The sequence below is a fragment of the Xenorhabdus mauleonii genome, from assembly GCF_900113945.1.
GTDB classification, from domain to species: Bacteria; Pseudomonadota; Gammaproteobacteria; order Enterobacterales; family Enterobacteriaceae; genus Xenorhabdus; species Xenorhabdus mauleonii.
In genome coordinates this window covers 326,918-339,135 of record NZ_FORG01000003.1, presented here as the reverse complement: position 1 = coordinate 339,135, position 12,218 = coordinate 326,918, and the positions used below count along the sequence as shown (strand labels likewise).

The window sequence follows — 12,218 nt, the reverse complement described above, 5'->3', positions numbered from 1 at the left end:
AGGAAACTCATAGCCTAAAGGAATAGGCTGTTAACAGAGGATGATAAATGCCCCCTGAGATATTGAAAGCAAGCTGGTTAAACCGCGAACCTCAGTTCTCTGCCTTCACAAATGGATTGTTACTGGATTTTTGGCAAACGAGAGAAGAACGGCAATTCATCGGGGTGGATGATGTGCCGATCCATTATGTCTCCTTTTGTGCTCCCCACCACGATAAAATACTCGTGATTTCACCCGGCCGCAGTGAAAGCTACGTCAAATACCCTGAAGTGGCCTACGATTTTTACCATTTGGGCTACGATATTCTTATCATTGACCATCGTGGGCAAGGCTGTTCAGGGCGTATGCTGGATGATCGGCAAAAGGGGCATGTCGAATTGTTTGACCATTATGTGGATGATTTTGCCAAACTGGTCGAGCTGGAACTGACACCACGCCGGTCTCATCGTTGCTATGCCCTGGCCCATTCTATGGGAGGCGCTATCCTGAGCCGTTATTTATTGCGTAATCAAAAAGCGGTCTTCTGTGCTGCGGCACTCTGCGCCCCCATGTTTGGCATCAACTTGCCGATGCCCCGCTGGCTGGCAAACTTTCTGGTCAATCAGGCAGAACCTAAGATTCAAAAACGCAACGCTTACGCATTATCAACTGGCCGTTGGCGACCCTTGCCTTATCTTATCAATCTGTTAACGCACAGTTATGCTCGTTATCAGCGTTATTTGCGCTATTATGCTGATTATCCTGAATTACGCCTTGGCGGGCCGACTTACCATTGGATGCGTGAAAGCATGCTGATGGGCGATAAGCTGATCGAGAATGCGGATAAGATTCAGACTCCACTCATGGTGTTGCAAGCGAGTGAAGATAAAATAGTGAGTAATCGGGAGCTACTGGCTTTTTGCAAATCAAACCAAAAAGCCAGAACAGGAAAAAAAGAACAAAAGCCTCTGGTCATCCAAGGGGCCCATCACGAAATCCTGTTCGAAAAAGACGTATTGCGGGCACAGGCTCTCAATGCAATTTGTGATTTTTTTGACCAGAATTGATTTTAGTTTAGGAACTGTAACTATGTATCATGTTGTTGCTTCAGATTTAGATGGAACGTTGTTGTCTCCCGACCATAAATTGACATCCTATACCAAGGAAACATTGAACCTGCTGACCCAGAAAGGGATCCACTTTATTTTTGCAACCGGGCGTCATCACATTGATGTAGGGCAAATCCGCGATGGGTTGAGCATAGATGCTTACATGATTACCTCCAATGGTGCCCGAGTTCACAATATCCAGGACGAATTGGTATTCAGTCATAACTTGCCATCTGAAATTGCCCATGATTTATGCCTGCTGGAGTTTGATAATCCTGATGTCCTGACTAACTACTTCAATAACGACGATTGGTTAATTAATCGCGAGGCACCAGAACAGGAAGAATTTTTCCAGGAATCTACTTTCCATTATCAGCTTTTCCAGCGTGATAATTTTCCGACGGATGGGGTATGCAAGGTTTATTACACCAGTGATGACCATGATTATTTAGTCAATCTGGAAGAAAGAATTAAAGCGCGTTGGGGAGAAAAGGTGAATGTCAGCTTTTCACTGAGAAATTGTCTGGAAGTCATGGCGGGTGGCGTTTCTAAAGGTCATGCATTGGAACAGGTTTGCCAATCCATGGGCTACCAACTAAGCGACTGCATTGCGTTTGGGGATGGCATGAACGATCAGGAAATGTTGAGTATGGCGGGCAAGGGCTGCATTATGCAGGAAGCTCATCAGCGCTTGAAAGACATGTTGCCCGATATGGAAGTGATTGGCTCCAATGCTGATGATGCCGTATCTCATTATTTGCGGAAAATGTACCAAGTTTGAAGTTAATAATTTGAATCGATAACATTAAACAGCATCCCATCCGATGCTGTTTTTTTTACTGCTTAGATAATCACCGAACAATTAAAGTTTTCATTAATCAATCATGTTGTTGGTTTTAAATTCCTATGAAGTAATTCCATTTTATTTTTCCGAGAAATAACTAAGTTAAAAGCAATGATTTTTCTTATCAAGTATTTTAAATATGAATTGTCATGCATATTTATAGTGAGTGTCATTTCATTTTTATGGATTTATCATCTTCAAATATTACCTTAAGAAGATTTTTGTTTTTTAAAATTAAAATAAATAACGATTTATCTTGATTGTTAGTGATTGAGAAGGGGTTTTATTATGGCATGAAATAATTTTTATTACTGTCCATTAAATTTTATTAATTACAATAATTAAATTTTAACTGATATTCGTGACTGAGATTAAATTATTCAATGTGCCTATTTGAATAATCTACGCGAGTAGATAAATTTATGTATAAAGAAGATTCATGAATAACAATAATATTTTATTATATACCTCGTTGGAATTAAATTTTTGCTGTTCCAACATTCAGGGAATACCTTGCAATGCCGTATGAAAATACGGCATTGGCTGCCACTCAAATACAGCATGCTTCGGAAGCATGCCTAGCAACCAAAGAAGGTCGGGAAGGGTTTAGGCGGGCCATTTTTTCCTGTTGGCTGGGGACAACAATGGAATATGCCGATTTTGCACTGTACGGTTTAGCGGCCGGCATTATTTTTGGCGATGTTTTTTTTCCTGAATTATCATCCACTGCTGCCCTTTTTGCCAGTTTTGCCACTTATTCCGTCGGCTTTATCGCCAGACCCATTGGTGCGCTTGTGTTCGGTTGGCTGGGAGATCGGAAAGGCCGCAAAACCGTCATGATGATGACGGTTATCCTGATGGGGGTTTCAACCACATTTATCGGGCTTATCCCAAGTTATGCCCATATTGGCATTTTGGCTCCAACCTGTTTGGTGCTCCTGCGATTTATGCAAGGCCTGGGAGCCGGTGCAGCGCTATCTGGCGGAACTGTCATATTGGGCGAATTTGCGCCGCCGGCAAAAAGAGGATTAGTTTCGTCTGTCATTGCCCTTGGTTCGAACAGTGGGACATTATTGGCTTCATTGGTTTGGTTGCTGGTGTTGACGATGGATAAAGAGGTTTTGCTGGATTGGGGATGGCGCATTCCTTTTTTGACCAGTGTCTTGATTGCGATAGCTGCACTCTATATTCGTCGATACATGAATGAGACGCCTGTTTTTGAACGCCATAAAGCCATGCTGGCAGAACAACGCTTGCATTCATTATCCGTAAATGAAAAACAGCAAACGGAAGTTGAAACTCAACCTTTCTGGCTACGAACAAAAGCTTTTTGGTTAATGGTTGGCTTGAGGATTGGCGAGAATGGCCCGTCGTATCTGGCTCAAGGGTTCATTATTGGTTATGTCGCCAACGCGCTAATGTTGGATAAATTTATACCAACAATAGCCGTATTCATCGCATCCATTCTGGGATTTTTGATAATTCCGCTATCTGGTTATTTTTCCGATCGTTTTGGGCGTCGTATCACTTACCGCTGGTTTTGCTTGTTACTCATACTTTACGCATTTCCTGTTTTTCTTTTACTGGAAAGTCGTGAACCCATGATTGTTATTCCTGCGATTGTTGTCGGGATGGGGCTGGCCTCGTTGGGTATATTTGGTGCCCAAGCTGCATGGGGAGTAGAACTTTTCGGGGTCGCGAACCGTTATACAAAAATGGCGTTTGCAAAAGAGCTGGGGGCAATATTATCGGGAGGAACGGCTCCCTTGATATCTTCGGCACTCTTGTCTTTCACTGGGCATTGGTGGCCGATAGCCTGCTATTTTGCACTGATGGCACTTATTGGATTTATCACGACCTTCTTTGCACCAGAAACGCGTGGCAGGGATCTCAACTTAGTTGAGGATGCGATTTAGCGTCCACCTGATGATCCTGATTTTTATCACCTTGATTTTCTGCTTTAACTTACGGACTCCAGAGATATTATGAATGCACTTCTGAAAAGAGTGACTCGTAGTGATGTTGCGAAAGAAGCCGGAACCTCGGTCGCTGTCGTCAGTTATGTTATCAACGGTGGTCCGCGGCCTGTTGCCGAAGCGACACGCCAGCGTGTGCTGGCCGCGATTCAAAAAACCGGATACCGCCCCAATGGCATTGCGAAAGCTCTGGTTTCTGGCTCGACACACGCTTACGGCCTTATCTTGCCTAATATCGGCAACCCTTTTCTTTCTTCTGTTGCTTATGCTTTGCAACAGGAGGCTTTTAAGCATGGTCAGGTATTATTGCCTGGGGATTCAGGCGATAATCCTCTGCGTGAAAAAGATCTGCTCAACAATTTACTTAACCGTCAAATTGATGGGCTACTGTATACCAGCGTTGATCGCCACCCATATATCGACCTGATTCAGGCCAGTGGAACACCTTGTGTGATGCTGGACTGGGTAAACGCCGGCTCAAACGTCAGTACCATTCGTGTCAATGAACGCATTGCCGCATTCAAAGTCACCCAACATCTTGTACAGCATGGTTATCGCGATATAGCCATTATTTGTGGCCCTCTGGATATGTTGAATACACAGGACAGGCTTTCTGGCTGGCGTGATGCTTTAACTCAAGCCAACTTGGTGGTACATGATGAATGGGTTTTTCCTACGGAATATACCCGTCAGGGAGGTTATGACGCCACTTTGCAAATGCTGAAAGGGAAACGGCCTCGCGCATTATTTGCGACCAATGAATTACAGGCTTTTGGGTGCCTGCGGGCATTGGCTGAACAAGGGGTAGCCGTACCTGATGATATCGCCTTAGTTTGCTTTAATGCGACTCAGCAGTCGCTGTTTAATGTGCCTTCTTTAACCGCGGTGAGGCAACCCGTCGACAAAATGGCACGAATGGCTATCGAAATATTACGGACATGGGATGGGAAAGCACAGGAGCGTGAATTCGAATTTGAATTACAAATTGGTGAGTCTTGTGGTTGTAAGCCCAGATCATAGATTAGGTTTGTCAAACGGGTGAATTCATATGATAGCCCATCACATTAAAATGACACTGCCACACTCACTTTATTCTTTAGTGGGTACAGTGGCATTTCTATCTAAATATCTTCTGAAGAGTAACCCGATTGGTGCAATCATGCTGATTGCAAAAACATAATTCCAGACTTTCTGATAGTCGTTGATAAAAATCAGAGGGATCAGCCCCGTTGCAATAATCCTCCCGCACAGGGTGAAAAATTGACCATAAGAAAATGCACGGCCAATCAATGCTGACTCGACTTCACGCAAAATAAGATTATTACTCGAAATCCGTGCGGCAGAATTACAAAATCCGAAGAAAAAACCACCAATGATAATAAATTCAAATGTCGGATTGAGAGCAATAACACCAAGTGTTGCAGCAAAAATAGAGGTAAAGAAAAGTACCAGATTGCGCTGGGAATAACGGCCGGAAATTTTTCCCATGATGAAACCCACCAATATGGCACCACTGCCATATATGATGCCATAGTAAGCAAAAGAACTTATGGGTTTATGGAGCACATCATTCATAAAGGGGGCTTGAATAGCAGTGGTTGTCATTATGCAGATAAACGGAATACCCCCTAATGCCATATAGAAAAACAGTTCTGTTTTTAAAAATGAAAGTGGCAGCTTCGGTAATGGATGTCGGCGATTTTTTCTGTCGGTCGCGATTTTAGAAGTATAAGGAATAACCACCAACATTATCATAGAAATAAATGCCATGCCTGCCAGCAGCATAAAAATGCTTGTGCTGCTCAATGAACCAGAAAAGACAACAACCAGCGCAGATGCTATTAGCACTGAAGACTGGGATTCAATCTCCAAAATGGCATTGATGCGATACAACTGACTTTCCATAAAGACATCTTTGATAAACCCCTGTCGGGTGGTATAGAAAATGGCATAGTAAATTTGAATAAAGAAATAGGCGATAATCAGGGCATATAAGCGGTTTAAAACAAGATGGTCAGAAAAAGAAAGAAACAGAAAAAGTACCAGAATGATGACAGTGATAAATATGAGGATCGATTTTCGATTGAAAGAATCAATCAGCCTTCCAATAAAAGGAGTTAAAAAAAGGATCAAGATGGCAGAAAACGTGGCAACTGTGGCTAGGAATGTAGGATCAGCAGCATTACTGCTGATATACCACGGAATAAGGTACATCCCGATCGAAACAGCAATCGATGAAAATAAGTTAGATATCAAAAAAAATGCTATCAATAGCCAGGGCCGACCAGATAAAATTTTCATACCATCTCTAATGTAGGAGTGAGTGACGTGTTGGTTGTTTTTTCTTCGATGATAGGCTCTTGCTAAATTTATGTAAATGGATTGCCTATAGATAGAGCATTTTTTAGTTTTTCCCCTTTGCTGAAATTATGCCAATAAGTTTCATGGAGTTTTTACTTATTTCGAATAAGTAACTAAATAAACTATTTCACTGAACTTATAGTTAGATTCTAATCAATATTAATAATGAATTAATGGGCTTTGTTTTTCAGATAGATTTAAGCATAGCTTTGATATAGGGAATAGCTATTTATATTATTTTCCTTAAAATTCTCCTTGGGAAAGGTTTTTAAATCAAATATTCAAAGATATTGTGAATAATATGAGAGTGAATCATAAAGAATATAAAGTGGACTTGGAAATGTAAATTAGGGTAAAATTAATTATCCTTTTGTAGTTTGCTTGCTTTTCTTTTTTACAATCTTATTTCAATAAAGTGATATTATGAATTGGTATCTTAATGTTTTAAAAAACTACGCTACGTTCTCAGGACGTGCGCGTCGTCAAGAGTATTGGATGTTTTATCTGTTCCAGATAATCGTGATATTCGCTCTTACTCTAATCGGCTCAATAATCGATGAAAGTTTAGGTGCAGTATTTTACGTTATTTATGCAGTTGCTACTTTGATTCCAAGCCTTGCAGTAACAGTACGTCGTCTGCATGATACTAACCGCTCTGGCTGGTGGTTTTTATTAGTTTTCGTTCCAGTGGCAGGTCTTGCTGTATTTGTATTTACTCTGCTGGAAGGTACGCAGGGTGATAATGATTACGGCGCAGATCCAAAAAGAAAACTGTAATTTATAGTATAAACATACTACCTAGTTTGCTATGTAATATAAAAACACTGCCTATTATTTTAGGCGGTGTTTTTTTATAACTAATTTTTTGTAAACAACTTTTCATAGTCAGAAATTCCAAACTTACGTCAATGACGTACCAAAAAAGTTAGCGATATCTAATAAATAATCAGAGATTTTCTTTTTTGAGAAGAGAACCCTATTTCATTAATTGGTTATAGTGACAGTGGCGAAAACGGCAAATAAATAGCGGGTGGATAGTTTTATCTTTTGTGAATAAAAACGTGCATTGAATATGGTTTTTTTCTCCTTTAATTCAATTTAAGTCGAGAGAGATTTCCGAAATAAATCACCATTTACGCGTATATTGGTATATTCAACTTTTTTGAAATGGCGTGAGACAACTGTAAGGGATGTATGCCCGCAACAAAAGACGTATGTTGTGGCTCAATCCAATGAGCGGTTAAAAGGCAGTTATTATCTGATACTGAATGAAGCTCGTTTATTGAATTTGGTTCTGTTCAAAATTGACAATAGAACGTCGCAACTGGAAACGCCTAACTGATCGTTAAAACTTTCTGGGATTTCCGCTTTATCCCCTCGCCCTGAACTATAGGGTTTTACGGAGTTTCTGATAAACCACTAATCCTGCCAAGACGACGACAGCCATTATCAGGGGTGTTTGCCCGGCAAAACCGGATTCCAACAAGGAGCCAAAACAGAGATAGCCAACAGGCACAGCAAGGGTGCGTGTGGAGGAGAACAAGGTCATCACTCTGCCAAACAGATTTTCAGGTACTTGGCGCTGGATCAATGTGATTTCTACGGGAGCTGAAAAGCCAATGCACATGCCAATGGCAAAAAGTTGGGTGAATAGAGCATATTGTCCACTAAACAAGTGCAGGGAGAACAGGAATAGAGCAAGTGACCCGTAGCCGAAAAGGATGATGCGGTTGCTGGAAAAATATTTCCCGTAAGCGCTGTACAGCAATGAAGAAAGTGTGGTTCCTACACCAAAACAGGTCATGGAGACACCGAGGCTCCAAACTGAATTAAATGCTTGTTTGTTGATATACGGCAAATAAACAATCAGGAATGGTGTGATCACAATATTCACTACCGAACTTATTATCAGCACTGAAGAAATTTCTTTCTTGGATTTTATGTAGCTGAATGTTTCAAAGAAATAATGATGTGGCCGGAAAGGTGTTTTAATCACGTCATTAATATCGGCGACAAAATGTTTTTTCAAAATGATTACACCCAGCGCAACGACCAAAAAACTTATCGCATCGAAATACAGGGCGTTGATTGTACCGAGCAGGGTGATAATCAATGATCCAATCATGGGGCCAATCAGATCACAAATATTTTCAATCGTGCTGTTGATCCCGTTGATCAATTCATGCTCGCTTTTATTCTGTTTTATCTCTTTTGCCAGCATGACGTCTTTTGCCAGACGCCCGGGGAGATCCAAAATGGTGGAGAATATCAGCAGAACAGCCAGCAGATAAAAGTGCAGGATATCCATTGTATAAAACACAGGGATCAGCAGGACACTCAGGAAATTCACTAAATCAGACAACAGTGAAATGCGGTATGCACCGTATTTATCCACCAATGGCGCGCTAAAGAACATGGAAAATATCAGCGGCAGTACTTTTGCCGACATGACTGTAGCAACCAGCAGAGGACTGCCTGATATTTCCAATATTAGCCACGGAATCGCTATTTCCGTAATGGCGTTCCCCAAGATAGAAACGCCATTAAATATCAGTAACCCACTAACTTGAAAAGGTATGCGCCTGTTCATATCGAATGGATTTTAGAGTTCTCCTGGTTTCCGTGGCGGATTGCTGCGGCCCGTATAGTTAGTCGTAGCACTGCGGATCTCCTGACCGAAAATATCAACACGTGCCTGAAATGGTGGGAATGGCAAGGTAATATCATGCTTGCGGAATTCCTGCAAAATGTGTTGATGAATTTCGTGACGTGCAGGCATGCGATGCCCCATTTCGGCGGCATAAGCACGCAACTCGTAAATTTGGATGCCTTGTTGTAAATCAACCAGATAGACTTCCGGCATCGGATTATCAAGTATCAAGGGTGAACTGCTGGCTGCGGACATTAATATGTCCGTCGCATGTGCTGATTCTGTATCTACTGGTACAGGGACAGTCAAAACGATACGGGTAATGGTATCGGACAGCGACCAGTTGATGAATTGTTCTGTAATAAAGGCCTTGTTGGGAACAATGATCTCCTTTTTGTCCCAATCAGACAGCGTGGTTGCCCGTGTGTTGATTTTCGTGATGCTGCCGGTTAAGCCACGGATAGTCACGGTATCACCGATCCGGATTGGCTTTTCAAACAAGATCATCAAACCGGATATGATATTGGAGAAGATTTCTTGTAAGCCAAAACCAAGGCCGACCCCCATTGCAGCAAGTAACCATTGGAGTTTCGACCATTCAAAGCCAATCAGAGAGAAACCAACCAGACCGCCAACCAGAGTGATGCCATATTTAGTCAGTGTCGTAATGGCATAACCCGTACCCGGTCCCAGTTCCAAATGTTGCAGTAAAGCAAGTTCCAGCAGAGCCGGCAGGTTGCGGACAAGTTGTGTGGTAATGATGATGACTAAGACAGCGATTAATACCGACCCAATCGTGATGGGTTGAATGGTATTGACGCCGTTAACCGTTGTGCTGACGTTCCAAAGTGAAATACTCTCCAGGAACGAGAAGGCGGAATGTAATTCAGACCACAGCAGGATAAGCGAAACCAACGCTATCATTGTCAGAATGGAGCGAACCAATCCTAGCGATTGGGCACTCATTGCATCCAAATCAATAACGGGTTCTTCAATCTCAATCGCTCCCTCAACACTGCTATTGAGATTAGCGGTATCTTCTTCATTTTTGGCGCGTTGAGCCAATATATCTGCCCGGCGTTGCTTGGCTCGCTCAAAGGCGATTTTACGTCGCTGGATCAGCATCCATCGGCGGATAATATGATAAATAACCAGCAGGAAAAACCAGATGGCAACAGACGTTTCCAGACGCGCCAACAGGGCCTGTGACGTTTGCAGATAACCGAGGCACGAAGCAAATGCAGCTAAGATCGGCGCAGAAAGCAGTATCCACCATAAGACGGAGTTGATGATATTGTCACCTGAGCCGTGTTTGTTCATATAAAGCGGAATGCCGGCACGTTTTAAGCTGCTGGTGACTAGACTCAGGGAAATACAGAGCATCACGAAACACAGCCTGCCAAGGGTGGACATGAAATCGCGGTCGCTGTAATGCTTGAAGGCGATCAAGGCCATCATGAGTGGCACTATCAGAAAGATAGACAGGCGATAAAAACGCATTGCCCGTTTTATACGCTCTTCTGGCCAACGGAAGTGGGCGATAAATAAACCGTTGGGATGGGTAAATGCAGCACTCAGCATAAAGACCCATAGAACCGGCGTTGTTTCTCGTACTCCGTTGCCTATGGCGCTGGCAATGGGATATTGCCAGGCGTTTTGCAACCCATAGCCGATGGCTGACCAGAGCATGGGGACAGGCAGGGCGACAATGATAGACCAAAAAACAGTACGCAAGGTAAGGGAAAAATGGTCTTGGGTCACTTTTCCAATACGATTGCTGGAGCGTTCAAGATAGGCATGGTATTGCCGGCGTGAGCTAATGCTGAAAATCACAATCAGCAGAGTCCCCAGCAGGTAGAGCAAGGTATCTTTCGTGGTCAGCATGCTGTGGATCGCGGCTCCCAGTTGGGAGAATGTATCCAGAGACAGCAGACGTGTCAGATCTTGCACAACCAGCAGCGGATAATTCAACGGAATGGTATTCACATCTGCTACCCAGAATAGATAACGATGTGTCGCTTCCTGTACTTCTGTCAGTAGGTTGTTCAACTGGTGGGTTGCAACTTTCAGCTTTGTCAGAGCCAGTATTTCGTTGTCATATCCTGAAAGCAGAGAGTTCAGCAATTCTTTCCGCGTTCGGATAAGGGACTCATAAATTTGCTTTTGCACAGGTGTCAGCGCGCTGTAAGCAGGTGAATTCTCCTCTATCTCCCGCTGCGCACTCTCCAGCATCTTCCCATATTGCAGTTTTTCAATCTGAACTTCCGCAATGTCTTTATCAAGCTGCCGAGTTTTGGGGATATCAGGAATTGGGGGAATTTGCGCTCTTAAGGCTTCGCCAAAAGCGCTGGAATCATTTAACCATTGAGCCTGTTCACGGATGATATTCAGTGTCTGGGTAATTTGCAGGCTATCGGCGGTCGCTTTGCGTTGTTGCGAGCTAATGGCATCCATGTTTTTAGCTTGCTTATTGAGCATTTGTGACAATTGGCGGTTTTTCTGTAGCTCAGCTTCAAAAAACGGGGGAAGTTTTTCGCCGCTTTGCTCTGCCAGCATTTCAGTATGCTCAAGTGCGGATTCTGCTTTTTGCTGGCGTTGGTCATTTAACTGCTTACGCAATTGTTGAAGTTTTTGATCCAGCCGCTGATTGATTTTTTTTAATAAATCAACGCGTATGCGAGCAATTTCCTGCCGATTACTGGCAGAAAGCTGCGCCATTTCCAATTCGGCGGCCATCGCTTTACGGGCACTGATTTCAGCTTGAGTGAGGGTCAATTGGGCTTCGGTCAGCGGGGTGGAGGATGCTCCCAACGTTTGCAGGCGGATGGTTGCTTCAGTCAGCAGGCGTTTAGCTTCAACTTGCTGTTGAGGCAGTGAATTCATGGATTCACTGATTTCCCGGATTTGATCCTGCTCTTCCTGTAATTGCCGTTCTTTTTCCTGTAATTCGCTGCTGGTTTGTTTAATTTGCTGTTCTAACTTACTGATAGGTAGATTGGCTGGAATTGAAGAAACCGCTTCGCTTTCGGCAATGATTTTTTGTCGCAGGTCTTTGATGATGGAAGGAAAATCATCAATGGACTGTTGATATTTTTGTGTGCGCTCATTAGACAATTTGGCATCGTTAGCCAAATTGGCTGCCCCTTGAAGCAGTTGCGCGACTTCAGAATATTGTGACTGCTTACCATCATCAGCCTGCTTCGATTCTTGCTTTAGCTGACTCCCACTCAACGACGGAAGAACAGCAAAAGCCGGATGAGTCATTAACAAGCAGAGGAGAATACTGATAAACAGGCGCA

General features: G+C 43.0%; 8 protein-coding genes. 5 read left to right on the top strand and 3 right to left on the bottom strand.

All coding sequences use genetic code 11. The annotated features are described in order from the left end of the window. Positions 1 to 47 precede the first annotated feature (47 nt). The 4 genes from pldB to BM100_RS04560 all read left to right on the top strand — a co-directional run bounded on the left by pldB (position 48) and on the right by BM100_RS04560 (position 4,928). Positions 48 to 1,046, top strand: a complete 999-nt coding sequence (pldB, locus tag BM100_RS04575) for a lysophospholipase L2 (protein WP_092508374.1) — start codon at positions 48 to 50, stop codon at positions 1,044 to 1,046. A gap of 22 nt (positions 1,047 to 1,068) precedes the next feature. Beyond that, complete coding sequence (yigL, locus tag BM100_RS04570; protein WP_092508372.1) at positions 1,069 to 1,869, top strand: sugar/pyridoxal phosphate phosphatase YigL; 801 nt, start codon at positions 1,069 to 1,071, stop codon at positions 1,867 to 1,869. Between the two features lie 581 nt (positions 1,870 to 2,450). Beyond that, positions 2,451 to 3,848 carry an MFS transporter gene (locus BM100_RS04565; RefSeq protein WP_092508370.1) on the top strand — a complete coding sequence of 466 codons (1,398 nt, stop codon included), beginning with the start codon at positions 2,451 to 2,453 and terminating at the stop codon, positions 3,846 to 3,848. Between the two features lie 69 nt (positions 3,849 to 3,917). After that, a complete protein-coding gene (locus tag BM100_RS04560; protein ID WP_092508368.1) occupies positions 3,918 to 4,928 on the top strand; it encodes a LacI family DNA-binding transcriptional regulator in 1,011 nt (336 codons plus the stop codon). A gap of 69 nt (positions 4,929 to 4,997) precedes the next feature. Here the strand turns inward: BM100_RS04560 and BM100_RS04555 are convergent, their stop codons facing one another. Beyond that, complete coding sequence (locus tag BM100_RS04555; protein ID WP_244590610.1) at positions 4,998 to 6,122, bottom strand: MFS transporter; 1,125 nt, start codon at positions 6,120 to 6,122, stop codon at positions 4,998 to 5,000. Positions 6,123 to 6,692: 570 nt separating this feature from the next. Here BM100_RS04555 and BM100_RS04550 point away from each other — a divergent pair. After that, positions 6,693 to 7,046, top strand: coding sequence for a DUF805 domain-containing protein (locus BM100_RS04550; protein ID WP_092508363.1), 354 nt, complete (start codon positions 6,693 to 6,695; stop codon positions 7,044 to 7,046). A 610-nt stretch (positions 7,047 to 7,656) separates the two neighbouring features. Here the strand turns inward: BM100_RS04550 and BM100_RS04545 are convergent. Continuing rightward, positions 7,657 to 8,859: an MFS transporter gene (locus tag BM100_RS04545; protein ID WP_092508361.1), complete on the bottom strand. Its 1,203-nt coding sequence runs from the start codon at positions 8,857 to 8,859 to the stop codon at positions 7,657 to 7,659. A 12-nt stretch (positions 8,860 to 8,871) separates the two neighbouring features. Beyond that, on the bottom strand, positions 8,872 to 12,183 hold the full coding sequence (mscM, locus tag BM100_RS04540) for a miniconductance mechanosensitive channel MscM (RefSeq protein ID WP_244590609.1): 3,312 nt from the start codon (positions 12,181 to 12,183) through the stop codon (positions 8,872 to 8,874). Positions 12,184 to 12,218: the final 35 nt, after the last annotated feature.